Annotated in this window: 21 protein-coding genes and 1 pseudogene; 12 read left to right on the forward strand and 10 right to left on the reverse strand. The window is 70.8% G+C overall.

The genetic code is table 11. The annotated features are described in order from the left end of the window. Position 1 precedes the first annotated feature (1 nt). Positions 2–1,261 carry a class I SAM-dependent methyltransferase gene (locus ABZX22_RS32830; RefSeq protein WP_354916648.1) on the forward strand — a complete coding sequence of 420 codons (1,260 nt, stop codon included), beginning with the start codon at positions 2–4 and terminating at the stop codon, positions 1,259–1,261. Positions 1,262–1,312: 51 nt separating this feature from the next. On the opposite strand, the gene ABZX22_RS32835 is transcribed toward ABZX22_RS32830, so the two are convergent. The 4 genes from ABZX22_RS32835 to ABZX22_RS32850 all read right to left on the reverse strand — a co-directional run bounded on the left by ABZX22_RS32835 (position 1,313) and on the right by ABZX22_RS32850 (position 4,471). Then, the gene (locus tag ABZX22_RS32835; RefSeq protein ID WP_354916650.1) at positions 1,313–1,870 is read right to left on the reverse strand and encodes a hypothetical protein; all 558 of its coding nucleotides are present in this window, start codon (positions 1,868–1,870) and stop codon (positions 1,313–1,315) included. Between the two features lie 18 nt (positions 1,871–1,888). Next, complete coding sequence (locus tag ABZX22_RS32840; protein ID WP_354916652.1) at positions 1,889–2,341, reverse strand: hypothetical protein; 453 nt, start codon at positions 2,339–2,341, stop codon at positions 1,889–1,891. A gap of 71 nt (positions 2,342–2,412) precedes the next feature. Beyond that, a complete protein-coding gene (locus tag ABZX22_RS32845) occupies positions 2,413–2,850 on the reverse strand; it encodes a MarR family transcriptional regulator (RefSeq protein ID WP_354916654.1) in 438 nt (145 codons plus the stop codon). Between the two features lie 85 nt (positions 2,851–2,935). After that, the gene (locus ABZX22_RS32850) at positions 2,936–4,471 is read right to left on the reverse strand and encodes a long-chain fatty acid--CoA ligase (RefSeq protein ID WP_354916656.1); all 1,536 of its coding nucleotides are present in this window, start codon (positions 4,469–4,471) and stop codon (positions 2,936–2,938) included. 246 nt (positions 4,472–4,717) lie between these two features. On the opposite strand from ABZX22_RS32850, the gene ABZX22_RS32855 reads away from it, so the two are divergent. Both ABZX22_RS32855 and ABZX22_RS32860 read left to right on the forward strand, forming a co-directional pair. Continuing rightward, a complete protein-coding gene (locus tag ABZX22_RS32855) occupies positions 4,718–5,947 on the forward strand; it encodes a cytochrome P450 (protein ID WP_354916659.1) in 1,230 nt (409 codons plus the stop codon). A gap of 23 nt (positions 5,948–5,970) precedes the next feature. Continuing rightward, positions 5,971–6,810, forward strand: coding sequence for an alpha/beta hydrolase (locus ABZX22_RS32860; RefSeq protein ID WP_354916662.1), 840 nt, complete (start codon positions 5,971–5,973; stop codon positions 6,808–6,810). Here ABZX22_RS32860 and ABZX22_RS32865 read toward each other — a convergent pair. Both ABZX22_RS32865 and ABZX22_RS32870 read right to left on the reverse strand, forming a co-directional pair. Further along, the gene (locus tag ABZX22_RS32865; protein ID WP_354916664.1) at positions 6,776–7,030 is read right to left on the reverse strand and encodes a hypothetical protein; all 255 of its coding nucleotides are present in this window, start codon (positions 7,028–7,030) and stop codon (positions 6,776–6,778) included. The two genes, ABZX22_RS32860 and ABZX22_RS32865, sit on opposite strands and share 35 nt — an antisense overlap. 76 nt (positions 7,031–7,106) lie before the next feature. Next, a complete protein-coding gene (locus tag ABZX22_RS32870; protein ID WP_354916666.1) occupies positions 7,107–8,303 on the reverse strand; it encodes a beta-ketoacyl-[acyl-carrier-protein] synthase family protein in 1,197 nt (398 codons plus the stop codon). Between the two features lie 125 nt (positions 8,304–8,428). On the opposite strand from ABZX22_RS32870, the gene ABZX22_RS32875 reads away from it, so the two are divergent. After that, complete coding sequence (locus ABZX22_RS32875; RefSeq protein ID WP_354916669.1) at positions 8,429–9,670, forward strand: cytochrome P450; 1,242 nt, start codon at positions 8,429–8,431, stop codon at positions 9,668–9,670. Between the two features lie 49 nt (positions 9,671–9,719). Here the strand turns inward: ABZX22_RS32875 and ABZX22_RS32880 are convergent, their stop codons facing one another. Next, entirely contained in the window at positions 9,720–11,288 is a 1,569-nt protein-coding gene (locus ABZX22_RS32880) for a hypothetical protein (RefSeq protein WP_354916672.1), read from the reverse strand. 545 nt (positions 11,289–11,833) lie between these two features. Between ABZX22_RS32880 and leuS the strand changes: the two genes are divergently transcribed. The 3 genes from leuS (at position 11,834) to ABZX22_RS32895 (ending at position 18,264) form a co-directional block, all read left to right on the forward strand. Continuing rightward, positions 11,834–14,284: a leucine--tRNA ligase gene (gene leuS, locus ABZX22_RS32885; RefSeq protein ID WP_354916675.1), complete on the forward strand. Its 2,451-nt coding sequence runs from the start codon at positions 11,834–11,836 to the stop codon at positions 14,282–14,284. A 162-nt stretch (positions 14,285–14,446) separates the two neighbouring features. After that, complete coding sequence (locus ABZX22_RS32890) at positions 14,447–14,968, forward strand: DUF1697 domain-containing protein (RefSeq protein WP_354916678.1); 522 nt, start codon at positions 14,447–14,449, stop codon at positions 14,966–14,968. 131 nt (positions 14,969–15,099) lie between these two features. Next, on the forward strand, positions 15,100–18,264 hold the full coding sequence (locus tag ABZX22_RS32895; RefSeq protein WP_354916681.1) for a PDZ domain-containing protein: 3,165 nt from the start codon (positions 15,100–15,102) through the stop codon (positions 18,262–18,264). Between the two features lie 409 nt (positions 18,265–18,673). On the opposite strand, the gene ABZX22_RS32900 is transcribed toward ABZX22_RS32895, so the two are convergent. Then, positions 18,674–19,777, reverse strand: coding sequence for an aminotransferase class I/II-fold pyridoxal phosphate-dependent enzyme (locus ABZX22_RS32900; protein WP_354916684.1), 1,104 nt, complete (start codon positions 19,775–19,777; stop codon positions 18,674–18,676). 563 nt (positions 19,778–20,340) lie between these two features. Beyond that, the gene (gene lexA, locus ABZX22_RS32905; protein WP_354916687.1) at positions 20,341–21,048 is read right to left on the reverse strand and encodes a transcriptional repressor LexA; all 708 of its coding nucleotides are present in this window, start codon (positions 21,046–21,048) and stop codon (positions 20,341–20,343) included. A gap of 1,223 nt (positions 21,049–22,271) precedes the next feature. Here lexA and ABZX22_RS32910 point away from each other — a divergent pair. Both ABZX22_RS32910 and ABZX22_RS32915 read left to right on the forward strand, forming a co-directional pair. Then, positions 22,272–22,631, forward strand: a complete 360-nt coding sequence (locus ABZX22_RS32910; RefSeq protein WP_354916690.1) for a LysM peptidoglycan-binding domain-containing protein — start codon at positions 22,272–22,274, stop codon at positions 22,629–22,631. A gap of 534 nt (positions 22,632–23,165) precedes the next feature. Then, the gene (locus tag ABZX22_RS32915; RefSeq protein WP_354916693.1) at positions 23,166–24,257 is read left to right on the forward strand and encodes a serine/threonine protein phosphatase; all 1,092 of its coding nucleotides are present in this window, start codon (positions 23,166–23,168) and stop codon (positions 24,255–24,257) included. A 108-nt stretch (positions 24,258–24,365) separates the two neighbouring features. On the opposite strand, the gene ABZX22_RS32920 is transcribed toward ABZX22_RS32915, so the two are convergent. Then, complete coding sequence (locus ABZX22_RS32920) at positions 24,366–24,986, reverse strand: TetR/AcrR family transcriptional regulator (RefSeq protein WP_354916694.1); 621 nt, start codon at positions 24,984–24,986, stop codon at positions 24,366–24,368. Positions 24,987–25,071: 85 nt separating this feature from the next. Here ABZX22_RS32920 and ABZX22_RS32925 point away from each other — a divergent pair, with 85 nt between their 5' ends. The 3 genes and pseudogenes from ABZX22_RS32925 to ABZX22_RS32935 all read left to right on the forward strand — a co-directional run bounded on the left by ABZX22_RS32925 (position 25,072) and on the right by ABZX22_RS32935 (position 26,120). Continuing rightward, entirely contained in the window at positions 25,072–25,248 is a 177-nt protein-coding gene (locus ABZX22_RS32925; protein WP_354916709.1) for a hypothetical protein, read from the forward strand. 28 nt (positions 25,249–25,276) lie between these two features. Further along, positions 25,277–25,591 (forward strand): annotated as a pseudogene (locus ABZX22_RS32930) (DUF2867 domain-containing protein); the annotation flags it as partial. A gap of 43 nt (positions 25,592–25,634) precedes the next feature. Continuing rightward, positions 25,635–26,120 (forward strand): hypothetical protein, encoded by a 486-nt coding sequence (locus tag ABZX22_RS32935; RefSeq protein WP_354916697.1) that lies wholly within the window; start codon positions 25,635–25,637, stop codon positions 26,118–26,120. Positions 26,121–26,230 lie beyond the last annotated feature (110 nt).

The raw sequence follows: 26,230 nt of genomic DNA on the forward strand, positions 1-26,230 counted from the left end.
GATGGCTCTCGCGAGCATCTTTGAGAAGATCGTTGGTGCGGACACCAACATCGCGTTCATGGCTTACGACGGCAGCAAGGCCGGTCCCGACGGTGCGGACGTGCGCATCGAGGTGAAGTCTCCCATCGCCGTGGCCTATCTGGCGCAGGCGCCCGGAGAGCTCGGCCTGGCCAGGGCGTACGTGTCGGGGCACATCGACGTCCATGGCGACATGTACACCCTGCTGGACCGGATGTGGAACATCACCACCAACGACCTGACGCTCGGTGAGAAGATCGAGGCCGTCCGGGCGCTGGGTACCAAGCCGCTGCTGATGCGCGTTCCGCCGCCGCCTCAGGAGATGCGCAGGAGCACACTGGCCAGGCTCGGCTCGCGCCACGCCAAGCAGCGTGACGCCGAGGCGATCCACCACCACTACGACGTCTCCAACCGGTTCTACGAGTGGGTGCTCGGCCCCTCCATGGCCTACACCTGCGCCGTCTTCCCCCGCGAGGACGCCTCGCTGGAGGAGGCGCAGTTCACCAAGTTCGACCTGGTGGCCAGGAAGCTCGACCTCAAGCCGGGCATGCGCCTGCTCGACGTCGGCTGCGGCTGGGGCGGCATGGTGATGCACGCCGCCCGCGAGTACGGCGTCAAGGCGCTCGGCGTCACGCTGTCCAGGCAGCAGGCCGAGTGGGCGCAGAAGGCGATCGTGGACGCGGGGCTGCAGGACCTGGCGGAGGTCCGTTTCATGGACTACCGCGACGTCGCCGAGAGCGACTTCGACGCCGTCAGCTCCATCGGCCTCACCGAGCACATCGGCAAGGAGCAGCTGCCCGGCTACTTCGCCGACCTGTACGACAAGCTCAGGCCCGGCGGCAGGCTGCTCAACCACTGCATCACCCGCCCGACCAGCACCGAGAAGACGATCAACAAGGGCGGATTCATCAACCGCTACGTCTTCCCCGACGGCGAGCTCGAGTCGGCCGGCTACCTCATCTCGATGATGGAGAACACCGGCTTCGAGGTCCGTCACGAGGAGAACCTGCGCGAGCACTACGCCCGCACGCTGAAGTTCTGGTGCGACAACCTGGACGACAACTGGGAGGACGCCCTCCAGGAGGTCGGCCAGGGCACCGCCAGGGTGTGGCGGCTCTACATGGCCGGCTGCATCGTCGGCTTCGAGCGCAACAAGGTGCAGCTGCACCAGGTCCTGGGCGTCAAGCTCGACAGGGACGGCGGCTCGCAGGTGCCGCTGCGGCCGTCCGTCGACTGGCCCTGATCCGCGCGTCGACGGGACCGTGCCGCCCTGGGGTGGCGCGGTCCTCGCGCGTCAGGGGGCGGTGAGCGCGGCCAGTCCCTTCCTGGCGTAGGTGATGCTGCCCGACAGTAGCGTCACGCCCGACAGCACGCCGCTCACGAAGGGCACCCAGTCCAGAGCGGAGGTGAACGACATCACCAGCCCGGCGATCCCGAGGACGGACAGCACCGCGCCGGTGATCCCGATGCTGGGTTCCTTCCACACCGGAGCCAGCGCGACGAAGTGGAGCCCCACGATCAGGGCCACCCACGCGACGTTGCCCTGCCATGGCCGGTCCAGCACCCGGAGCACCTGGAGGCCGCCGAACAGCAGGATCACCTCGGCCGCCACGATCAGCAGGTAGCCGCGGCCGAACATCCTGGCGCCCTCGGGCGGCTGGGGCGGCGTGGCTCCCGACCTGAGGCGCCGGCCGGCGCTGAACCACAGGAAGACCGCGTAGGCGAGGGCGAGGCCGGCCGCCACGCGCAGGCCGGTGGCGATGCCGGAACCGAGCGGCCCGGGCGCGTTGACGATCACGAAGACCGCGCCGAAAACGGCACCGACCAGCATTCCGGTCAGACGATTATGCATGACCGCAAACCATATCGGTCAGCGTGATCTCTGGCGAAAGTAGGCGTTGGCATCGGTGCTGAACATCAGCACCATGGCTCCCAGGACCGCCGCCAGGTGCAGCACGCGGCTGAGGGTGAAGACGTAGGTCAGCGGCCCGGCGGAGGCGTAGAAGTCGGCGACGGAGTTGCCCGCGAGCAGCCACCGGACGGGCTCGATCACCAGCGACAGCGTGCCGAAGACGCCGAGGGTGAGCGCCAGCGCGATCCTGGCCCAGTTGTGGCCGCGGCGCAGGCTCGCCGCCAGGGCGACGGCCCCGGCGAACACCGCCAGCCGGAAGGCCAGCCCGCCGGCGAGGGCGGAGAACGGGGTGCCGGCCGACAGCGCCTGTCCGACGGCGAGCGCGGCCTCGAAGGCGCCCGCGCCGACGGCGGCGAACCAGAGGGTGGAGGAGGCCTTGACGGATGCGGGGAGTGTCTGTGTGGTGGGCATGCGTCCAGTGTTCTGGATCACCCGCGGGCGGATCTCCCCCGCGCGCACCCGTTTCGCCGGTAGGGAGCGCCCTACCCGCGGGTGGCCGTCAGCTCGTCGGTGGCCTCCTGGAAGGCGCCGGCCGCCTTGCCGAAGTAGTCGAACAGCGTGGCGCGCTGCTCCTCGGTGTAGCCACCGAGCAGCTCCGCCAGCCGCTGCCGGGCGCCGCTGAGCGCCGCGTCCAGCCGGGCCGGCCTGCCGGACGCCTCGACGATCACCTTGCGCCGGTCGGCGGGGTCGGCGGCCCGCCTGACGTAGCCGCTCTGCTCCAGGCGGTCGATCAGCCTGGTGGTCGCGCCCGTCGTGAGGCCCGTACGGGCGGCCAGCTCGCCCGAGGTGAGCGGACCTGACAGCTCCAGCGTGTTGAGCGCGTAGAGGTCGGTGGCGTTCAGCCCCGCCGCCTCGGCGCTGGCCAGGCTGTGCAGGACCACCGCGCTGAGGTAGTGGCGGAAGACCACGCTGGGTTCCATCGGGGGATTCCTTGTCTCGTGCAAGAGTTGCACTAAGGAAGATATCACCGCGGGCCGCGGGGACACCCCGCGGCCCGGTCCCGCCTCAGCGCAGCTCGCGCTTGAGGATCTTGCCGGTGGCGGTCATCGGCAGGTCGTCGCGGAACTCGACGATCCGGGGGTACTTGTAGGCGGCCATGTTCTCCTTGCTCCAGGCCACCAGCTCCGCCTCGGTGACGGCGGCGCCCGCGGCCCGGATGACGTACGCCTTGACCTCCTCGCCGTGCGACTCGTGCGGGACCCCCACGACCGCGGCCAGCGAGACCGCGGGGTGGGTCATCAGGACCTCCTCGATCTCGCGCGGGTAGACGTTGAACCCGCCACGGATGATCATGTCCTTGGCCCTGTCGATGATGGCGTAGTAGCCGTCCGCGTCACGGGTGGCGATGTCGCCGGTGCGGAACCAGCCGTCGTTCATGACCTCCGCGGTCGCCTCGGGCCGGTTGTAGTAGCCCTTCATGATGTTGTGGCCGCGGATGGCGATCTCGCCGGGGCCCTCGCCCTCGATCGTCTTCCAGTCGTTGTCGACGAGCCTCATCTCCACCCCCCAGATCGGGGTGCCGATGGTGCCGGGCTTGGTCGGCCGGCCGAGCTGGTTGAAGCTGGCCACCGGGGAGGTCTCCGACAGGCCGTAGCCCTCCAGGATGCCGATGCCGAAGGTCTGCTCGAAGTCGCGCAGCACCTCGACGGGGGAGGAGGCGCCGCCGGCCACGGCGAGCCTGAGCGAGGAGGGCGCCTCGACGCCGTCGGCGTGGATCTTGGTCAGCAGGCCCCAGAACATCGTCGGCACGGCGGCCAGGAAGGTGATGTTCTCGTTGCGGATCAGCTCCAGCGCCGCACCGGGCTCGAACCGCGGCATGAGCACCAGCGTGCCGCGCCTGCGGAAGCCCGTGTTGAGCACGACGGTCTGCCCGAAGGAGTGGAAGAGCGGCAGCACGGCCAGGTAGGTGTCGCCGCCGGGGGTGCGGGGGAACATCTCGTCGGCGACCATGGCGTTCATGAGCATGTTCTGGTGGCTCAGCTCGGCGCCCTTGGGCTGGCCCGTGGTGCCCGAGGTGTAGAGGATCACCGCGGTGTCCTCCGGAGCGGTCTGCACCGTCTGGAACTCGCCCGGCATGCCGTTCAGCGCCGCCCAGATCGACTCGCCGTACTCCGACTCGGTGGCCAGCGGAGTGGCCGGCAGCACGAAGAAGTGCTCGCAGCCCTCGGCGGCCTCGAAACCCGCCTTGCCACGCTCGCCCAACGGCAGCTCGGGGGTGCCCTCGAAGCAGAACAGCGCCTTGGCGTCGCTGTCGTCGAGGTGGTAGGTGATCTCCCTGGCCTGCAGCAGCACGTTCAGCGGCACGACCGTCGCGCCCGCCTTGAGGATGCCGAAGTAGACGAAGGGGAAGTACGGTACGTTCGGACAGGCCAGCGCGACCTTGTCGCCCTTGCCGACGCCGCGCGCCACCAGCAGGTTCGCCACCTGGTTGGCGATCGTCTCCACCATGGAGTAGGGCAGGCGCAGATCGCCGAAGACGACGGCAATGTCGTCAGGGGCGTTGCGAGCGCTGTCCTCGAGGACGATCGACAGGTTGAGCATGGGCAGGCCTTCCTCCCTCGCGCTTACTCCTACGCGCGCCATCTTGGCAGGAACCACATACCGACCGGTAGGTAACAAAGGTTACAGATGCATATGGACGAGCTGAACCGGGTGACGCATGCATCACATGCACGCGCCCGCCGTCATGATCGGGGAGAAGGCGGCCGATCTGCCGGCGGCCGTGGCGTGACGGCGGGACGGTGTGGGCCTTGACGTAAGTGAACACTTGCGCCAACGATGGACGGCATGGACATCGATCTGTCGCAGATCCCCTTCTGGGGTCTTCCGCAGGCCGAGCGGATGGCCGCCTTCAGACGGCTGCGCGAACTGGACCGGCCGGTGTTCGTCAAGGAGAACCCGGTGCCCTTCATCGGCGCGGGCGAGGGCTACTACGCGCTGGTCCGCCACGCCGACGTGGTCGAGGCCAGCCGTAACGCCGAGGTGTTCAGCAGCGAGCCGTGCTCCAACAGCATCCCCGACATGCCGCGCTGGCTCGCCGTCTACTTCGGCTCGATGATCAACATGGACGACCCCCGCCACGCCAGGCTGCGCAGGATCGTCTCCAGGGCGTTCACACCGCGCATTCTGGCGAAGATGGAGGACGACCTCGCCGTGGCGGCGACCGAGATCGTGGACCAGGCGGTCGAGGCGGGGCCTGGCGACTTCGTCGAGCAGATCGCCGCCAGGCTTCCCGTCCGCGTCATCTGCGACATGATGGGGATTCCGGCGAAATTTCATGACATGGTGCTGCGCCGTACCAACGTGATTCTCGGCAACGCCGACCCCGAGTACACCGGCGTCCGGCCCGACTTCAGCCGCTGGAACGTCGCCAAGGGGCTCGGCAAGCTCCTGCACGCGGGCCACTCCCTCAACCGGCTGGCCGCCGCCCTCGGCGACGAGCGGCGCAAGCGGCCCACCGGCGACCTGGTGAGCCTGCTGGTCAACGGCGACGAACGGCTCACCCCGCAGGAGCTCGGCTCGTTCTTCATCCTGCTGGTCGTGGCGGGCAGCGAGACCACCCGCAACGCCATCGCCTACGGGCTCAAGCTGTTCACCGACCATCCCGAGCAGCGCGAGCACCTCATGGCCGACTTCGACGGGCGGATCACCAAGGCGTGCGACGAGATCGTGCGCTACTCCACCCCCGTGATCCAGTTCCGCAGGACCGTCACCCGCGACCACGGGATCTACCGCAAGGGCGACAAGGTGCTGCTCTTCTACAACTCCGCCAACAGGGACGAGGCCGTCTTCACCGACCCCGACGTCTTCGACATCACCCGCGACCCCAACCCGCACGTCGGCTTCGGCGGTCCCGGGCCGCACTACTGCCTCGGCGCCCACCTGGCGCGCAGGGAGATGACCGTGATGTTCCGCGAGCTGTTCACCCGGCTGCCCGGCATCCGTGCCGTGGGCGAGCCCGACTTCCTGCTGTCGAACTTCATCAACGGCGTCAAGCACCTCACGTACGCGTACTGACCGACCGGCAGGGGAGCGACGACATGACCGCCATCGAGATCGGGACCGTCCACGCCAACGGGCTGGAGTTCGCCTACCTGACGTGCGGCGACGGCCCCCTCGCGCTGTGCCTGCACGGTTTCCCCGACACCGCGCACACCTGGCGCCACCTGATGCCCGAACTGGCCGGCCGCGGCTACCGCGCGGTGGCGCCGTTCCTGCGCGGCTACGCGCCCACCGAGATCCCCGCCGACGGCGCCTACGAGGCGGCCGCGCTGGTGGCCGACGTCCTGGCCCTGCACGAGGAACTGGGCGGCGACGAGCGGGCCGTCGTCGTCGGGCACGACTGGGGCGCCTTCCCCGTGTACGGCACGACCGGCCGCTTCCGCAGGTCGGTGGCCATGGCGGTGCCGCCGGTCGGCGCCCTGCTGTCCGGGTTCTTCGACTACGCGCAGCTCAAGCGCTCCTTCTACATCTTCCTGTTCCAGACCGGCCTGGCCGAGGGCGCCGCCGCGACCCCCGGCTTCCTCGACGGGCTCTGGCGCGACTGGTCGCCCGGCTACGACGCCACCCAGGACCTGGAGTTCGTCAGGCGGAGCATCGGCGCGCCGGCCAACCTCGCCGCCGCGATCGGCTACTACCGCGCCATGCTCGGCACCACCCCGCCCTCGGGCCGCTTCCCCGAGCCGCCCGCGCCCGACCGTCCCGTGCTCTACCTGCACGGCGCCCAGGACGGCTGCCTCGGCGAGCACCTGGCCAAGGACGCGCTCACCCACCTGCCGCCGGGCTCGCGGATGGAGAAGGTCGCGGGGGCGGGGCACTTCCTGCACCTCGAACGCCCCCGCGAGGTCAACGACCTGATCCTCGCCTGGCTGGAGGACTGAGCACCGCGATCACCGGGTGCCTGCCCATGAGGCTCACCCGGATCGCCCTGTCCACCTGGAAGCCCGGCGGCCGGACGAGCTCCGGCAGCAGCGCGACGACCCTGCCCGGCCGCTTCAGCACCCGCCGCAGCTCGCTCCAGAACCTGTCGTGGCCGGCGGCGAGCAAGCCGCCCGCGGCCACCTGGCGCTCCCACGGCGGGTTGACCAGCGCCACGTCCACGCTGCCGGCGGGCAGCGGGATCCGGCCCGCGTCAGCGGCGGTGGGCGCGCTCGCCCGGGGCGGGGCTGGATGGCGGCTAGCGTCCGAGCACCAGGCTGGCGTTGTGGCCGCCGAAGCCGAAGGCGTTGACGAGCACCGCCCCGCGGGGGAGCGGCGCCGCCGTCCCGCGCACCACGTCGAGCTCGATCGCCGGATCGAGGCTCTCCACGTTGATGGTGGGCGGCACCACACCCTCCACGATCGAGCGGACGGCCGCAACCGTCGCCACGCCGCCCGCGCCTCCGCACAGGTGGCCGATCATCGACTTGATCGCGGTCACCGAAGGGTGCCGGCCGACCGCGCCGGCGATCGCCGCGGCCTCCACGGGGTCGCCCTCGGGGGTGGAGGTGGCGTGCGCGCTGACGTGCCCCACGTCGGCGGGATCGAGCCGCGCCTCCCGCAGCGCCGTGGTGATCGCCCTGGACTGGCCCTCGACGGCGGAGGCGGTGATGTGGACGGCGTTCGACGTGACCGCCGCGCCCGCCAGCGTGGCCAGCACCCTCGCGCCGCGCGCCGCGGCGAACGCGGCCCGCTCCAGCACCACCAGGCCCGCGCCCTCGCCCAGGACGAAGCCGTCCCTGCTCACGTCGAACGGCCTGGAGGCCCGCGTGGGCTCGTCGTTGCGCTTCGACAGCGTCCTGGCCTGGGCGAAGGCGGCCATCGTCAGCGGGTGGACGCACGCCTCGGCGCCGCCGGCGACGACCACGTCCGCCCGGCCCAGCCTGATCAGGTCGAGGCCCATCGCGATCGCCTCCGAGCCCGACGCGCACGCGCTGACCGGAGCGTGGGCGCCGCCGCGCGCGCCCAGCTCGATGCTGACCCAGGCGGCGGGGCCGTTGGCCATGAGCATGGGAATGGTGTGGGGCGAGACCCTGCGTACGCCCTCCTTCTCCAGGATGTCGTCCTGGTCGAGCATGGTCACCGCGCCGCCGGTGCCGGTGCCGATCACCACGGCCAGCCGTACGGGGTCGACCTCGGGACGGCCGGCGTCCGCCCACGCCTCCCGCGCCGCCACCACCGCGACCTGCTCGCACCGGTCGAGGCGGCGGGCCAGCGGCCGGCCGAGGACCTCCGCGGGGTCGTCGGTCAGCCGCGCCGCGATCCGCGCGGGCAGGTCCCACTCCGTCGGGCCGACGCCCGAGCGGCCGGCCAGCAGCCCCTCCCACGTCGTCGCCACGTTCCCGCCCAGCGGGGTGGTCGCGCCCAGCCCGGTGATCACCACATCAGATCTCATACCTCCACGCTGCAGGGCGGTGATCGCCCGCGTGGATGCCGTAACAGACGAACGTGGGCTCCAGATCTTGTCGAACGCGCACATAATCTTGACGTAAGTAGTCACTTTCGCCAACCATGGTGCCCATGAGGCTCGTGGACTTCGACCTGTCTGACCAGGCTTTCTGGGCGCTGCCCATGGCCGAGCGCGAGGCGGCGTTCGCCCGGCTGCGCGCGCTCGACGGGCCGGTCTTCTTCGAGGAGATGGAGGTGTCCTTCGCGCCGAAGGGCCCGGGCTACCACGCCCTGGTACGGCACGCCGACATCCTCGAGGCCAGCCGCAACCCCGCGGTCTTCTGTTCGGGCGACGGCGGCGCGACCAACATCCCCGACATGCCGCCCGAGTTCACCGAGTACTTCGGCTCGATGATCAACATGGACGACCCGCGGCACGCCAGGCTGCGCCGCATCGTGTCCAGGGCCTTCACGCCCAAGATGATCAGGCAGTTCGAGGCGGACGTGGAGGCGGCCGCCGCCCGCATCGTCGACGACCTGCTGGCCAAGGGTCCGGGCTGCGACTTCGTCACCGAGGTGGCCGCCAGGCTGCCCCTGAAGATCATCTGCGACATGATGGGCATCCCGGAGAAGGACTACCAGTTCGTCTTCGACCGCTCGAACTTCATCCTCGGCGGCTTCGACCCCGAGTACATCGGCTCCGACATCGGCGACGTCGCCACCCGCCTGCTCAACGCCGGTTTCGAGCTGCAGCAGCTGGTGCAGGACCTGGCCGCCCACCGCGCCGACCACCCCACGTCCGACCTGACCTCCGCGCTGGTCAACGCCAACCTCGACGGCGAGCGGCTGACGCTGCAGGAGCTCGGCTCCTTCTTCATCCTGCTCGTCGTGGCGGGCAACGAGACCACCCGCAACGCCATCTCCTACGGCCTGCGCCTGCTCACCAAGAACCCCGCCCAACGCGCCCTGCTGCTGTCGGACATGGAGGCCCACCTGCCGGGCACGGTCGAGGAGATCGTCCGGCTCGCCTCGCCGGTCAACTTCATGCGCCGCAAGGTGACGCGCGACGTCGAGATGAACGGGCACCTCTACAGGGCGGGCGAGAAGGCCGTCCTGTTCTACTGGTCGGCCAACAGGGACGCCGCCGTCTTCACCGACCCCCACGCCTTCGACATCACCCGCAGCCCCAACCCGCACGTCGGCTACGGCGGGCCGGGCCCGCACTTCTGCCTGGGCGCCCACCTGGCCCGCAGGGAGATCACGGTGATGTTCCGCGAGCTGCTGCGCCGTGTGCCCGCGATCGAGGGCGGCAAGCCCGATCGGCTCCACTCGGCCTTCATCAACGGCATCAAGCACATGGAGTGCACGTTCTGAGGCCGTCAGGCCCGGCCGTCCCCGCCTCCTGACTCTCCCCGGCGGGAGGTCAGGAAGCGGCGGTCGGCTTGATCTGCTTGAAGACGCTGTTGATGTCGGGAAGCAGTTCCTTGTGCTCCGACGGCACCGACATGTAGACGATCGCGGGCACGTCCGCGCCTGTGTTGATCGCGGCGGCCACCACGGTCGTCTTCGCCCCGTCGACCGTCACCTCGTAGGCGTTGAGCTGGGCGGTCAGGTCGCCGACCTTCAGCGTCTGGGTGGCGGTCTTCCTGGCGATGTTCGGGGTGGCGAAGTACAGCTTGCGCGCCGACACCACCACGGCCTTGATCACCGGCTCCAGGTTGTCGGGGGAGGAGTAGGTGCCGGCCAGCCTGGCGGGCAGCGGGCCCGTCATCACCTGGGCGACGACCGGCTTGCCCGACGCGTCGGTGCCGGCGGGGGCGAACTGGCGGGTGCTGTAGCCGTACGTGGACTTCATGGTGGTGCGCACGTCGGCCTTCCACGGGCCGCCGAGCCTGGGCACGGAGATCCCCGCGGTGGAATCGGCGGTCACGCCCGTGACAGGGGAGGGGGTGCCCTGGAACCTGGGCAGACGTCCCACGGACGACTTCTTGGTGGGCGGCTTGGCGGTCGAGGCCGTCGGGGACGGCTCGGCGGCGGGCGGCGCCGACGTCTCCTTGGCCAGCGGGCCCGCCAGGAAGGCCCACAGCAGCGCGGCGACCAGCGCGATGCCGATCGAGCCGGCCAGCGCGTAGATCCAGACGGGCTTGCCGGGGCCGTCGTCGTCGCTGTCCTCGGCGCCGATGGCCTCCTCGTCGCCGTCGCCGAAGACGGTGTTCCACAGTTCCTGCTGGCGCTCGGGCGGCGGGGTGCGCGAGCCGCTGATCTGCCCCGCGGTGACGAAACGGTTGTCGGGGTCGGACGGGTCACGGCTCAGCTGGGCGCCGGGACGCTGCTCGCCGGGGACGCCCGTCATCGGGCCGGGCGCGGCAGGCCCCGCGGCGTCGGCCGCGTTCATGAGGTGACCGCCTGCCTGCTGGTGACCGCCCGGCTGCGGGTGACCGGCCGGTGCGCCCATCGTCCTGGGGTCGGCCCCGAGCGGCGCGCCCTGATGCGGACCTCCATGGAGAGGATCGCCATGGAGCGGGCCGCCCTGCGCCGGCGCGCCCTGGCGCGGATCGCCGTAAACGGGGCCGCTCTGGACGGGGCCGCCCGGGTGGCCCCCTGGTGCGGGGTTGCCGGCCGGCGGGTTGAGTCGGGGGTGCGAGGGGCTGGTGCCCGCGCCGAGCGGGTCGGCGGGGTCGATGCCGCCGAGCGGGTCGGGCGCGGGCGGCGCCGCGGCGGCGTCCCTGGGCGGCCAGGGCGCCGGGGTGGACAGGTTCGACCAGGCGGGCAGCGGCTCGCGGGCGGGCGGCGCCTGCTCGGGCCACGCGGGGGCCGAGCCGTTCGCGCGAGGCGCCTCCGGCCACGATCCCGACGCGGGCTCGATGCGGGAGGCCTCCGGCCATGCGGTCGGCACGGGCTCGTGACGTGACGTGTCGGACCACGCGCCGGGGCCGCGCTCGTCACGGGCGTCGGGCCGCGACGCCGGCACGTCGGGCCAGGACGGCGGCAAGGGTGACGCTCCGGAATTCTCCGTTGCCATTGCTGCCGTACCTCCCGAGGTTATGTCCGGATTGGACGCACCCGGCATGATCTCATGCGAAGCCGGTGGTTCCGCAGCAAAACGTGAGAAGCCAGTGGGATCGGTCGGCGGGTCCTGCATGGGCAGGCCGTCGGGGTCCCATCCGGGCTCAGCTGAGCGCGCCACGGTGACGAGAGTAAACTAAAGGGACATAAGAGGTCACACGGGGCGTAGATACTCGAGTGTGGAGCGCGAGGACCGAAGCGGGCGCGGCCGGGAAGCGCTGCATACATCACCATCCGGTCTCGCAGGAGCGGAAGTGTCCATTGTGCCCGGGGATCCCCGCGCGGACATGGCTTTCCACGGAAGACGAGCGGTTGTCGGCTGCGCTAGTCTTGACACGTGCGTTCCGCGACCCAGCTGCTTAGCGGGCCGCGACGGCCGTCGAGCTGAACTCCCGCCGTCGCGGCGACCCCTCGTTGCGGGAACGAGGGGTTTTCTTATGGGTCACATCTTTTAACCGAAGGAAAACCGCCGTGAGTGAGTACGATCCGCAGGCGCTGCAGGCCAAGTGGCAGCAGCGATGGGAGGAGCAGGACCCCTTCCGGGCGAGCGAGGACGCCGCCGACACCCGGGAGCGGCGTTACCTGCTGGACATGTTCCCGTACCCGTCTGGCGACCTCCACATGGGCCACGCCGAGGCGTTCGGCCTGGGCGACGTCGTGTCGCGCTACTGGTTCCAGCGCGGCTACAACGTCCTGCACCCCATCGGCTGGGACTCCTTCGGCCTGCCCGCCGAGAACGCGGCGATCAAGCGCAACGCCCACCCCGCCGAGTGGACCTACGCCAACATCGAGACCCAGGCGGCCTCGTTCAAGCGTTACGCGATCTCCTTCGACTGGTCGCGACGTCTGCACACCAGCGACGCCGAGTACTACAAGTGGACCCAGTGGCTGTTCCTGCGCTTCTTCGAGCGCGGCCTGGCCTACCGCAAGGGCGGCCTGGTCAACTGGTGCCCCAACGACCAGACCGTGCTGGCCAACGAGCAGGTCGTCGCCGGCCGGTGCGAGCGCTGCGGCGCCGAGGTCGTCCGCCGCGAGCTGACCCAGTGGTACTTCAAGATCACTGACTACGCGCAGCGCCTGCTGGACGACATGGAGCAGCTGCAGGGCGGCTGGCCCGACCGCGTGCTGGCCATGCAGAACAACTGGATCGGCCGCTCCACCGGCGCGGACGTGCGCTTCGAGATCGAGGGCCGCGACGAGCCCGTCACGGTCTACACCACCCGCCCCGACACCCTGTACGGCGCGACGTTCTTCGTGGTGGCCGCCGACTCGGCGCTGGCCGACGAGATCTGCGACGACATCCACAGGGAGGCCTTCGAGGTCTACCGGCGCCGGGTCGCCAAGCTGAGCGACATCGAGCGGCTGTCCACCGAGAAGGAGAAGACCGGCGTCTTCCTGGGCCGCTACGCGATCAACCCGGTCAGCGGCGAGCGCATCCCCGTCTGGGCCGCCGACTACGTGCTGTCCGACTACGGCCACGGCGCCATCATGGCCGTGCCCGCGCACGACCAGCGCGACCTCGACTTCGCCCGCACCTTCAACCTGCCGGTCAAGGTGGTCGTCCACACCGGCATGGCCGACCCGGGCGAGACCGGCATCGCGACCCCCGGCGAGGGCCAGCTGGTCAACTCGGGCCCGCTGGACGGCCTGAGCAAGACCGAGGCGATCGCCAAGATCATCGAGGTGCTGGAGGAGCGCGGCACCGGCACCGCCACGGTCAACTTCCGCCTGCGTGACTGGCTGCTGTCCCGCCAGCGGTTCTGGGGCACCCCGATCCCGATCATCCACTGCCCCGACTGCGGCGAGGTGCCCGTCCCCGACGACCAGCTGCCCGTCACGCTGCCCGACCTCCGGGGCGAGGCGCTGGCGCCGAAGGGCATCTCCCCGCTGGCCGGCGCGACCGAGTGGGTCAACGTCGAGTGCCCGAAGTGCGGTGGCGCCGCCCAGCGCGACACCGACACGATGGACACCTTCGTCGACAGCTCCTGGTACTACCTGCGCTACACCGACCCGACCTACACCGAGGGCCCCTTCGACGTGGAGAAGGTCCGCAAGTGGGGCCCGATCGACCAGTACGTCGGCGGCGTCGAGCACGCGGTGCTGCACCTGCTGTACTCCAGGTTCTTCACCAAGGTCCTGCACGACATGGGCATGGTCGACTTCACCGAGCCCTTCACCCGGCTGCTGAACCAGGGCCAGGTCATCAACCAGGGCAAGGCGATGTCCAAGTCGCTGGGCAACGGCGTCGACCTGGGCCAGCAGATCGACGCGTTCGGCGTCGACGCGGTCCGCCTGACGATGGTCTTCGCGGGTCCGCCGGAGGACGACATCGACTGGGCCGACGTCTCGCCCGCCGCCTCGCAGAAGTTCCTGGCCAGGGCCTTCCGTGTCTTCACCGAGGTGGCGAGCGAGCCGGGCGTCTCCTTCGAGGGCGGCGACCTGGAGCTGCGCAAGTTCACGCACCGCACCGTCGACGAGGTCACCAAGCTGGTCGAGACGCACCGCTTCAACGTGGCGGTGGCCCGCATGATGGAGCTGACCTCGGCCATCCGCAAGGCCATCGACTCCGGTCCCGGCGCGGCCGACCCGGCCGTCCGCGAGGGCGCGCAGGCGCTGTCGGTCATGCTGTCGCTGGTCGCGCCGTACACCGCCGAAGAGGGCTGGGAGCGCATGGGCGGCGGCGGCTCGGTCTTCCACGCGGGCTGGCCGGTGGCCGAGCCGGCGCTGCTGGTGCAGGACTCGGTGACCTGCGTCGTCCAGGTCGCGGGCAAGGTCCGCGACCGGCTGGAGGTCCCGCCCGGCATCTCCGAGGGCGACCTGCTGGCGCTGGCACTGGCCTCCGAGAAGGTGCGGGCGCTGGTGCCGGGCGAGCCGCGCAAGGTCATCGTCCGCGCGCCGAAGCTGGTCAACATCGTTCCGTAGGGATCCTGACGGTCTCGTACGGCAGGCACGACGGCCACCGGGCTGACCCGGTGGCCGTCCGCCTTTCCGCCCGCTCCTCCCTGCTTTCCCCCCGCCAGTCCCTGCTTTCCGTCCGCTCCTACCTGCCAGGAGCTGTCAGGTAAGCGGCGTACCGTGCGAGACATGCGATACGTGGCCTTCCTGCGCGGCATCAACGTCAACCCCCGCACCCAGGTCGACATGGCCGCCCTGCGCGCGATGCTGGAGGGCCTCGGCTACACCGCGGTCCGCACCCATCTGCGCAGCGGCAACGCCGTCTTCACCGCCGAGCCGCAGCCGAGGGAGCGGATCGAGAGGGCGATCGGCGGCGCGTTGGAGCCGCCGGTGGCGGTGATGGTGCGCACGGCCGCCGAGTTGCGGGCCGTGGTCGAGCGCAACCCCCTCGAGGTGCGCGATCCGGCCAGGTTCGCGGTCGTGTTCCTGTCGCGGGCGCCCGACCGCGAGGAACTGGAGAGCATCGACCCCGCCGACTACGCCCCCGAGGTGATGCGGGTCGGCGAGCGGGAGCTGTACATCGACTTCCCCGACGGCCTGGCCCGGCCCAAGCTGCCGCCGCTGCTGGAGAAGAGGTCGGACAACACCGGCACGATGCGCAACTGGAACACCGTGACGAAGCTGCTGGAGCTGACGGGAACTGACGGCTGAGGTTCGCTCGTAGCGCATCCGGCCGGCGCCCGCCGTGAAGATCCAGGTCATTACCCGCCGGTGCCCCGGCCGGTACGGCTCCAGCAGGGAAAATCCGCGGCGGCCGACCAGCCGAGCATTAGTGTGCAACTGTGACAATTGGCGCTTACCTAAGGTATCCCCATCTGCACGGAGACCTGATCACGTTCGTGGCCGACGACGACGTCTGGCTGGCCCCGCTGGACGGAGGAAGGGCCTGGCGATTCACCGCCGAGCGCGCCCCCGTCTCCTACCCCCGCTTCTCCCCTGACGGCACCAGGCTGGCATGGACCAGCACGCGTGAGGGCACGCCCGAGGCGTTCGCCGCGGAGATCGACGGGGCCGCGGGCGAGCGGCTGACCTACTGGGGCCACGCGTCCACCGGTGTGCGCGGCTGGACACTCGACGGCCGCGTCCTGGCGATCAGCGCGACCGGGCAGGCCTCACGCGACCGGACGTGGGCCTACGCCGTACCGCTGGACGGCGGGCAGGCCGAGCGCCTGCCGTACGGATGGGTGAGCGAGGCCGCCCCCAACGCGGGCGGCGGCGTGGTGACGGTCTCGCCGGTGTGGCGCGAGCCGTCCCAGTGGAAGCGCTACCGGGGCGGCACCGCCGCCAAAATCTGGATCGACGCCACCGGGTCAGGCGAGTTCACCAGGCTGTTCGCCGACAGCATCGCGCAGTACTGGTCGGCCATGTGGGTCGGCGGCAGGATCGCCTTCCTGGCCGACCACGAGGGCGTCGGCAACCTCTACTCCGCCCTGCCCGACGGCTCCGACCTGCGCCGGCACACCCAGCACGAGGAGTTCTACGCCCGGCACGCCGCCACCGACGGCACCCGGGTGATCTACAGCCACGCGGGCGACCTGTGGGCGCTCGACTCCCTGGACGGCGAGCCGTACCGGCTGGAGGTCAGGCTGGGCGGGCCCCGGCCCGCGCGGGCCACCCGCCCGGCGCCCAGCAGGGCCGCCGACTTCGCGCCCGACACGACCGGCCGGGCGAGCGCCGTCGAGATCCGCGGCACCGCCCACTGGGTCACCCACCGGGACGGACCCGCCGGCGTGCTGCGCGCCGAACCCGGCGTCAGGGTACGGCTGCCGCGCGTGCTCGGCGAGGACGGCCTGGCCGTCTGGATCAGCGACGCGACCGGAGAGGACGCGCTGGAGATCGGCCGCCCCGGCGGCGAGATCCGCACGCTGGCCTCCGGACAGCTCGGGCGCGTCCTCGACCTGGCCGTCGCACCCGACGGCAAGCACGTCGCGCTGGCCAGTCACGACGGGCGCCTGCTCGTCGTCGACACCACGACCGGCGCGACCAGGGAGCTCGACCGGACGGCCAACGGCGACATCGACGGCATCACCTTCTCGCCCGACTCCGCCTGGCTGGCCTGGTCGCACCCGCACCACGAGCCGCTGCGCCAGATCAAGATGGGCCGCGTCGACGGCACCTCCGTCATCGAGGTGACCTCGCAGCGCTTCAGCGACTACGCCCCGGTCTTCACCAAGGACGGCAAGCACCTGGCGTTCCTGTCGATCAGGACGTTCGACCCCGTCTACGACGCGCACGTGTTCGACCTGTCCTTCCCCGCCGGAGCCAAGCCGTACCTGGTGCCGCTGCAGGCGACCACGGCCTCGCCGTTCGCCCCCTCGCTGGAGGGCCGCAGCTTCAACGGCGCCGAGTCCGACACGCCGTCGTCGCCCGACACCCCCGACGGCGGGAAGGACAAGAAGGCCAAACCCGCCACCGAGGTGGACGCCGAGGGGCTGCCCGCCCGCGTCGTCGCCGTCCCCGTCCCCGCCGGGCGCTACTCCAACCTGCGCACCGCCAAGGACGCCCTGCTGTGGCTGCGCCACCCGCTGGCCGGCGAGCTCGGCGACGGCAACGAACGCGAGGAGGTCGGGCTGGAGCGCTACGACCTCAAGAAGCGCGCCAAAGCGGAGATCGCCAAGGACGTCCGTGCCTTTGAGGTCAGCGGCGACGGCACCCGCCTGGTCACCAACGGCAAGAACGGCCTGCAGACCCGCGCGGCGAGCGAGGGCGACGAGGTCGTCGGCGTCGACCTCGACCGCATCACCGTCACCATCGACCCGGTCGCCGAATGGCGGCAGTCCTACCACGAGGCCGGGCGGCTCATGCGCGACCACTACTGGCGCGCGGACATGGACGGCGTCGACTGGGCGGGCACGCTGGCCCGCTACGCTCCGCTCGTCGAGCGGATCGGCGCCTACTCCGAGCTGATCGACCTGCTGTGGGAGGTGCAGGGCGAACTGGCCACCTCCCACGCCTACGCCCGGCCCAACGGCGCCGCCGTCGACCCCAAACGGCGCCAGGGACTCCTCGGCGCCGACCTCGCCCTCCGCGACGGCGCCTGGGTGGTGGCCAGGATCCTGCCCGGAGAGTCCTCCGACCACGCCGCCCGCTCGCCGCTGCTGGCCCCCGGCGTCGCCGTACGCGAGGGCGACGCGATCGTCGCCGTCGGCGGCCGGCCCGTCGACCCGGTGCGCGGCCCGCAGGCCCTCCTCGCCGGAACGGCCGAGCAGCCGGTCGAACTGACGATCAGGCCCGCCTCGGGCGGCGACACCCGGCGCGTGGTCGTGACACCGCTGGCCGACGACACCGCGCTTCGCTACCACGACTGGGTCGAGAGCCGGCGCGCCTACGTCCGGCAGGCCTCCGGCAACCGGCTCGGCTACCTGCACGTCCCCGACATGGTCGCCAGCGGCTGGGCGCAGTTCCACCGCGACCTGCGCACCGAGATGCCGCAGGAAGGCCTCGTCGTGGACGTACGTGGCAACAGCGGGGGCCACACCTCCGAACTGGTGCTGGAGAAGCTGTCACGCAAGGTGAGCGGCTGGGCGATCTCGCGCGGGTACGAGCCGATGCGCTACCCCGAGGACTCGCCGCGTGGCCCCGTCGTCGCCGTCACGGACGAGTTCGCGGGATCCGACGGGGACATCGTCAGCGCCGGGATCAAGAACCGGAACATCGGTCCGCTCATCGGCACCCGCACCTGGGGCGGGGTGATCGGCATCGACGGGCGGTACCAGCTGGTCGACGGAACGGTCGTCACCCAGCCCCGGTACGCGTTCTGGCTGGATGGTGAGGGGTGGAACATCGAGAACTACGGCGTCGACCCTGACATCGAGGTGGTGATCACACCGCAGGACCGGGTGGCGGGGCGGGACCCGCAGCTGGAGAAGGCGGTGGAACTGGCACTGGCGGCACTCGACCAGCAACCGGCGGCCACACCGCCCGACCTTCCCCCAACCCGCAACTGACGGGCCGCTGAGCGGGGTCACGCGCAGGCCTCGGCAGTGCCGGAGACCGGACGTTCCGTGCGGTCGGCACTGCCGGGGGCCGGACGGTTGGTGCGGTCGGCACTGCTGGGCCTGTCGGGGCCGCCTCTTGCGCGCGGCTCAGCGGGCACCACGGGAGGCTGATCCCGGCGCCGCTCCAATCGGCGCCGCTCCAACCGGCTCCTCCAACCGGCTCCTCCAACCGGCATCGCCTGCGTCTCGTCGCGCCGCTTCCGTCCCCGAGAACGCCCATCCCCGAGAACGCCCACCGCCGAGAACGCCCACCGCCGAGAACGCCCACCCCCGAGAACGCCCAGCGCCCCCGAGGTGCCGGGTGTCGCGGTGCGACCCCGGCTATCCGAAATCAGAGTGCTCGTGACGAGCCTCGGCCTCAGCTGGGTCCGGCAAGGGATCGCGACGAGTAGGGCGTACCGGGGTCCGGCGACCAGACCCGGGCCAGGCGGTCCAGGATCTCCGCCAGTGTCTCCGTCGACGTCGCGAAGTTGACCCGTACGTACGTCTCCCCGCCTGGTCCGAAGGCGGCGCCGTCACTCACCAGGATCCGCGCCTCCCTCTCCAGCACCTCCGCCATCCCCGGCCGTCGCATGTCCAGCCATGCCAGATAGGTCGCCTCCGGCATCGCGTACTCCGGCACTCGCTCGGCGATCAGACGCCGGTTGCGGTCCAGGACGGCCATGGTGTCGCGCAGCCACCCGTCGCCGTGCCTCCACGCGGCGACCGTGGCCTCGACGCCGAAGATGTTCGCCCCGCCGTACAGGAAGGCGGGCTGCGACTGGAGCGCCTCGCGGACCCGTGCCGAGCCGACGTGGGCCAGCGCGCAGCGGATGCCGCCGAGGTTGAAGGCCTTGGTCGCCGAGGTCAGCGTGACCGTGCGTTCTGGCCGGATCGTGGCGAACGGGATATGCGTGGCGGGGGAGTAGACCAGGTCGGCGTGGACCTCGTCGGCGATGACCAGCACGTCGTGCCGTTCGGCCTGTTCGGCCACGGTGGTGAGCTCGTCCCTGGTGAAGACCTTTCCTGTGGGGTTGTGCGGGTTGACCAGGACGAGCACGCGGCAGCCGGCCAGGTCCGCCAGGTCGGTGTGCAGCGTGCGGCCCATCTCCTCGATCGTGCCGAGGAACGGCGGGTACGCCGGAACCTGCATGGCGATCCTGTCACCGGGTTCGGTGGCGAGATGAAGGACCACCTGGAGCGCCTGGTTGAGATCGGAGAAGGTACGGACGGCTGCCGGGTCGGCGGGCCAGCCGTACCGGGTGAGCATGCGCTCGGCGAAGGTCTCCGCCAGCGGTCCGGCCTGCGGGTCGGCGGCCCAGGTGGGGTAGCCGAGGTCCCCGCGGGCACGCCGCTGGAGTGCCTCGACGATCGGGGGAGCGGTGGCGAAGTCCATGTCGGCGATCCAGCAGGCGATGACATCGGGACCGGCGCTCGCCCATTTCAGGCCGTCCTTGGCGGGCGGGGGGAAGAAATCGTCCACCCGATCAGTGTCACCCAGGCTCGGGAAATGTCCGATGGGCCGGGATTGCCGGAAATTGAACGCATCGGTGTCGCCGGGCGTCGGAGGGTACTGCGCGACCAGCTCGCGCCCGAGTCCGGGTAGCGGGGTTCCTCGAAGAGCCCCGCACTAAACCGTGAAGAGATGGCCAGTCCGTTCCCCGAACTGTGGGCTGGGGTTCGGACGCGCGCCCCTCAATGGGCACGGCTCCGCCCGGCCCGTCGGCATCCGGCCGCCGACGTGCACGAGTGGGCCGCCGGTCGGGTCGCTGCTCCGTGCGTAACGTCGGTCGCGGGTCGGGTGACGTTCCGCCCGAAGGCGTAGCTCGCGGGTAGGAGCTGGCATCTGCGCGTGGTCGTCGGCATGCGGAGGCGGCGTACAGCCAGGCGACAAGCCTTTCCGGGCGTCGGCGTGCGGAAGCGACGGACACGCAGGCGACACGGCAGTCCGGACTGGGCAGGGCTGCGCCGGTCCTTTCGGCCAGGGCTACGCCGGCTCGATCGACCCTCGGGAAAGGTGAGGGCCGATCGAGCGGCGAGATGCGGTCAGAGGCGGCGCAGAACTGCGACGACCTTGCCGAGGACGCTGGCCTCGTCGCCGGGGATCGGGTCGTAGTTGGCGTTGTGCGGCACCAGCCAGACGTGGCCGTCCTTGCGCTTGAACGTCTTCACCGTCGCCTCGCCGTCGATCATGGCTGCCACGATGTCACCGCTCTCGGCCACCGGCTGCTGCCGTACGACCACCCAGTCGCCGTCAGCGATCGCTGCCTCGATCATCGAGTCACCCGCGACCTGGAGGAGGAAGAGGGTGCCCTCGCCGACGAGCTGCTTGGGCAGCGCGAAGACGTCTTCGACACTTTCCTCGGCGAGGATGGGGCCACCGGCGGCGATGCGACCGACCAGGGGAACGTAGGCGGCCGTCGGCCTGCTCACCTGCGACTCGACCTCGCTGGCATCGGGGTCGACCCACAGCACGGGCTCACCCGGCAGCCTCACCTCAAGGGCGCGAGGGCGGTGCGGGTCACGCCTCAGGTAGCCCTTGCGCTGCAACGCGGTCAGCTGGTGAGACACGCTGGACGTGCTGGTCAGCTGCACGGCCTCGCCGATCTCACGCATGGACGGCGGATAGCCGCGCTGCTGGACGGAGTCGCGAATCACCTCAAGGATCTTGCGTTGCCTGGGCGTCAGGCCCAGTGAGTCGCGACGGCGGACCGCAAGGTCGCTGACGCCGTTGCCGTCATTCGGCTCGCTCATGCTCTCCTCCTCGCCCGGCGGCCTGCCTCACCGGCCCACCCTTCCGGTCCGTGGTCTTCATGTCGCACACAGCGACCGTACCGCCGATGGAGATCAACTTCAAACAATTGTTCGAGTCTTCCTCGAAATCGTCGGTGACGTGGTGTACAACATCGTACGGGAGTTCGATCGACACCGTGTTCGATTCACTGATCTTTGTTTGACCTTTTCCTTGGGTCGACGGTGGCGGGAGGTCATCAGTGCGGGCGACCACGACGACAGATTCGACCGGCCAAGACGAGCAACTCACCCTCATCGCCGACATCACCAGGGAGGAGCGCGGACGCCCTGCCGTACCAGGAGACCGGCGCCTCCGACTGGTCCCTCCACCCCGTGGTACGGCAGGCCAGGACAAGCAGATCGGCGGACGGCCCGCGGGGCCGCGCGAGGCTGGGGGTGGACGGTTTGCCGGGTCGCGAGGGGCATCGGGCGGACGGTCCACGGGACCACGCGGGGTAGGAGGCGGGCGGTTGCGGGTCGTCCGCGACCAGGGGGTGGCGGGGCCGGGTGTGCGGGAGGGTGCGCCCGGCCCGGCAGACGACGGCACAGATACGGGGGCGGCAATGAACGGCAGGCGAGAGCGGAAGACGCGCGCAGACGGCCGATCGGGCGGGACGGGGCGCAGTGACGGCCGGTCGGGTGGGACGGGGCGTGGTGACGTGGCGCGTGGCGGGCGCGAGCCGCAGCGGCTCACGTCAAGGGGCAAGGGCGGCGGCCTGCGTGGCGGGTGGCGGCTTCGGGGCAGGCGTCGACCTGGCGCGATGGACGGCGGTCCCGGGAGACCCGCGCCACAAGGGCGCGAGGCTTTCCCTGACGCCGCACACGCTCAGGCCGGTAGGGGTCGGCCGGGCGACACGCCGACCGCGAACCTGCAGACGAAAGAACGGGGACCGGGGGCACGCCGCGTGCGGGAGGCGCTCGCAAGCCCTGGACGAGCAGGGGTGACGCGTTCGAGCCGCAGTGGTCAGGGGCAGGAGCTCTCTGGCCGGGCGCACACGGGACAGGTGGGTGGGGGTTCGGGTCGCGTGGGGCAGGCGGTCGCGGGTCCGGCTCGCCGGGCGCAGGTCGTCGAGGTGGGGGCGGGGGAAAGGCCTGGAACGGTCCGCGCGCAGGAGCAACGGTCGGGTGCGGGTCGTGGCAGGCGGCCGCGGTCGGGCGCGCGCCGCACGCGGGGAGCGCTTCGGGTGGTCGCGCCGGAGGAGCGACAGGCGAGGAAGTCGGTGCGGCTCACGGCGCCCATGAGGCTGACCAGGCGGGGCAGGGTCGCGGTCGTGGGGCTGTTCGCCGCGCTGTCCCTGGGCGGGTTCGTGCTCGGAGCCAAGGCGACCAACTGGGCCATGGCTCAGGAGACGACGAGTGTGGGACACGCGGGCCTGCCGTGGGTGATCGTGGAGAAGGGTGACACGCTGTGGACCATCGCCGCGGCGATCTCTCCGGGCGACGACCCCGCCGCCGTCGCCGAGGAGATCATGCGGCTCAACGGGCTGGAGAGCTCACTCATCCGTCCGGGCGGCCGGCTGTACCTCCCCGACAAAGCCCCCTGACCGACCTGCGATTCCGGATCGGAGGGACGGCAGGCGCCCGCGCGTGCGACCGACGCGAACCGCCCCCGTGCCCCCCGACCACCGACTGCCGACCGTCGACTGCCGACTGCCGACTGCCGACTGCCGACTGCCGACGGTCGACGGTCGACGGTCGACGGTCGACGGTCGACCAGTGTGCACACGAGTGCGCGACGGCGTCGCGGACGGACGGAGCACCAAAGCCGCTGGCGGCATCCCGTCGCGGTCGGGGTGGCCTGACGCCGTCTCATGGGAATGGCGGCGGCAGCCGATCGGGGCGGCGGCGATGGCGTCGAAAGAGCCGCTCGCAGCCGTGGTCCGAACGGCGGTTGCCGGCCCGGAGACGACCCGATCCACGAGCCGGTGGAGCCGACACAAGCGTTGCTGAAGGCGGTACGCACGGAGGATCTAGCGACTGATCGCCCCATGCGCCCTGCACTCAAGCGGCTCCCGGCTGATCGATTGTGGACACGCACACGGTAGCGTCCGCATGACGATCATGAAACGAGGACCGCTGTGACTGAATCGTCCAGGAAAGCGCCGGACATGTCCCGTGCCGCCCGCTTGGCTCGCCATGGCGCAGTCTCCACTGCCCTGGGGCTGCTCGCCGACCGACGGCTGGCCGAACTGGTGGAGGCCGCACCACCCCTCGGAGCCGGTGTCGGCGGCCCCACCGCACTGCTGGAGGTCGAGGGCAGGCCGGTCTTCGTCAAGCGGGTCCCCCTCACCGACCTGGAGAGGCGGCCGGAGAACACCAGGTCCACCGCGAACCTGTTCGGGCTTCCCACGTTCTGCCACTACGGGCTCGGGCTGGGGTCGGGGTTCGGCGTCTGGCGCGAGTTGGCCGCGCACGTCATGACGACCGGGTGGGTGCTCGGCGGCCACTTCGACGGTTTTCCGCTGCTGCACCACTGGCGGGTGCTGCGGGAGCCGGCCCGGATGGCGACGGCCGGAGAACAAGCGGCGTTGGAGGAGGCCGCAGCGTATTGGGAGTCCTCCCCGGCGGTGCGCGCTCGGCTGGAGGCGCTCGCGCAAGCGTCGGCCGCGGTCGTGCTGTTCCTGGAGTACGTTCCGCAGGACGTCAACCGGTGGCTGGAGGTGCGGGCCGCCCTCGGCGGCGACGCCGTCGAATCGGCGTGCTCCCTCCTGGAACGGGAGCTGGCCGCCGGGGTCTCCTTCATGAACGCGAACGGGCTGCTCCACTTCGACGCGCATTTCGGCAACATCCTCACCGACGGCAGTCGCCTGTACTTCACCGACTTCGGCCTGGCGTCTTCCCCACGCTTCGAGCTCTCCGGTGCCGAGCGCGACTTCCTCCGCCTGAACGCCGGCCACGACGAGTCCTACGCAGCCCGGGAACTGGTCAACCGGCTGGTGATCGCTCTGAGCCGCCCGGCCGACCGGGCGGAGCTCCTTGATCTCGTACGGCGGTGCGCTGAGGGTGACAGCCTCCCCGGCGTCCCGGAGCCGGTCGGGAAGGTCCTCAGACGCCACGCGCCGGTCGCCGCCGTCATGAACGAGTTCTATGGCACGTTGTTCGACGAGACCAGGACGGCACCCTACCCGGCGGCCGACATCCGCCGGGCGCGCTCCGCCCTGTCCCGCTGACACCCCGCCCGCGCCCGCCGCGGCGTCAGCCCGCCCGCGCGCACCGCGGCGCCCCCGGGATGTGCCGGGTGAGACGCGGCGGGATCGCGGACCGACCTGCCGCCGCGCTCATGCGTCATCGTGGCCGGCCACCCGGGACGACACCTGGCTGTTGTGGTCTTCGTGGGGGCGGTTGAGCAGCAGGTCGGCGGCGCGGGCGAGAACCTGGGCCCGGGTGCGGTCGCCGTGGTCGGCGGCGAGGAAGTGCTCCCCGATCGCCACGCAGAAGGCAAGCATGCTGCGGGCCTCCACCTCGTCGGGATCGGAACAGAAGGTACCGATCATCTCCCGCAGTAGCGCCATGCGCTTGTTGTCCACCCGTCGCAAGCGCTCGGCGACCCCCTCGTCGCGCCGGGCCCAGTCCCGGACCGCGAGGTCGATGGGCAGCAGGCGGTCGTCGGAGAAGGTGAGCACGCCCGCGCGCTCGATCTTGGTTTTCGGGTCGCCGCCTTCGCGCTCGATACGGTCGATCACCTCGTCCGTGCTCTCCCGCTCCCAGGCGTCCAGCATCGCCTCCAACAGCGCGTCGCGGTCGGCGAAGGACCCGTAGAACCCGCCCTTCGTGACGCCGAGTCGCTTCGCCAGGGCCTCGACGCGGACGGCGTCCGGGCCGCCGGCAGCCAGCGCCCGCAGCCCCTCCTCGATCCACCTGTCACGCGGCGTGCGAGTTGCGCCCACGATGTGTCTCACCTCACTTCTCCACCATGTATACGCACCCGTATAACGGGGCTATTCTCATTCTATACGGTTGCGTATATATGAATGGAGGCCCAAGATGACCGGCGGTTATGTCGCCTTCCACCACCTGCGGCCCGGGCGCGTCGAGAAGTCCGTCGAACGCACGCACCAGGCGCACGAGACGCTTCTTCAGCCGGCGCCGGCCGCGACTCGCGACCTGGGCGAACGCATTCCCACCCTGCTGTGGCGGCAAGAGAGGTGGTCACGGCCATGAGGCTCCCAGACGCGCGGCCACACCTGGCTCGGATGCGGGGTTCGCGCCGTTCACCCCGGTGTACGAGCTCGACGACGAGTGCGCTCTCGGACTGGCGTACAAGACCGTCCGCACGGTCACGCGCCTGGGCTGGGCGCCGGCTTCGAGCGGCGGGTGCGAGCTGCGAACGGCGGTCCTCGTGAACCCCGGCGGCCTGGCCGGAGTGCAGTACATGGCCGCCATCGCGCCGTTCCGGCACCTCATCGTCTTGCCACACGCGCTCGGCAGGCGGAACGCGCGTGGCGGGACCGTGGCCGGCCGCGTACGGCAGGCGGCGGCGCGGCCACTGTGGAAGGCGCCGTGAAAGGCGTCGCGAAAGTCTTCGTGAAAGCGCCCTGGGAGGCACTGTGAAAAACACCGTGGAAGGCACAATGGGAACGCGCAACGTCCCCGAGTCCGTTCTCGCTCTCAGCTCGTTGTCCCGCATCGACTACGTCGACCACTTCACTCTCTTCACGGACGTGGACGCCACACCGGAGCAGTGGGCTCGGGCGATGTTCGGTGACGTTCCCGATGCTGCGGAGCGGCTGATCTGGTGTGGTTTCCTCGGCCTCCGAATCAGCCGAGGGCGATCGCCGGACACTGTGGCCGGATGGCGGATCGCCGGACGCGGCGACGACTGGATCCGGCTCGAGGCCGATTCCTGGTTCGTGACCGGCAACCTTGTCGTCCAGGCAGCCGATGGGCGGATGTCGCTGGGGACGTTCCTGCGCTATGACCGCCGCCTCGGCCGTGCCGTGTGGCCTCCGCTGTCCGCCGTCCATCGCCGGCTGGCACCCGGGCTGCTCCGGGGCGCCGCGGCGAAGACAGACAGGTACCGGCTGCAGCCGTGATCCACTGGGGAGATCCTAGTAGTACTTTGTTAGTTCGTCATGGTGGTCGTTGATGGCAGGTGGGGCATCGGCCGCTCCAGGTGGCTAACAGCACCTGGAGCATGTGCAGG

This window comes from Nonomuraea sp. NPDC003804, from assembly GCF_040610675.1.
Taxonomy (GTDB): Bacteria; Actinomycetota; Actinomycetes; order Streptosporangiales; family Streptosporangiaceae; genus Nonomuraea.

Bases quoted from the DNA above. Each gene is read 5' to 3' on its own strand.
- ABZX22_RS32830 (WP_354916648.1), top strand. From the start codon at position 2: ATGGCTCTCGCGAGCATCTTTGAGAAGATCGTTGGTGCGGACACCAAC.
- ABZX22_RS32835 (WP_354916650.1), bottom strand. From the start codon at position 1,870: ATGCATAATCGTCTGACCGGAATGCTGGTCGGTGCCGTTTTCGGCGCG.
- ABZX22_RS32840 (WP_354916652.1), bottom strand. From the start codon at position 2,341: ATGCCCACCACACAGACACTCCCCGCATCCGTCAAGGCCTCCTCCACC.
- ABZX22_RS32845 (WP_354916654.1), bottom strand. From the start codon at position 2,850: ATGGAACCCAGCGTGGTCTTCCGCCACTACCTCAGCGCGGTGGTCCTG.
- ABZX22_RS32850 (WP_354916656.1), bottom strand. From the start codon at position 4,471: ATGCTCAACCTGTCGATCGTCCTCGAGGACAGCGCTCGCAACGCCCCT.
- ABZX22_RS32855 (WP_354916659.1), top strand. From the start codon at position 4,718: ATGGACATCGATCTGTCGCAGATCCCCTTCTGGGGTCTTCCGCAGGCC.
- ABZX22_RS32860 (WP_354916662.1), top strand. From the start codon at position 5,971: ATGACCGCCATCGAGATCGGGACCGTCCACGCCAACGGGCTGGAGTTC.
- ABZX22_RS32870 (WP_354916666.1), bottom strand. From the start codon at position 8,303: ATGAGATCTGATGTGGTGATCACCGGGCTGGGCGCGACCACCCCGCTG.
- ABZX22_RS32875 (WP_354916669.1), top strand. From the start codon at position 8,429: ATGAGGCTCGTGGACTTCGACCTGTCTGACCAGGCTTTCTGGGCGCTG.
- ABZX22_RS32890 (WP_354916678.1), top strand. From the start codon at position 14,447: ATGCGATACGTGGCCTTCCTGCGCGGCATCAACGTCAACCCCCGCACC.
- lexA (WP_354916687.1), bottom strand. From the start codon at position 21,048: ATGAGCGAGCCGAATGACGGCAACGGCGTCAGCGACCTTGCGGTCCGC.
- ABZX22_RS32925 (WP_354916709.1), top strand. From the start codon at position 25,072: ATGACCGGCGGTTATGTCGCCTTCCACCACCTGCGGCCCGGGCGCGTC.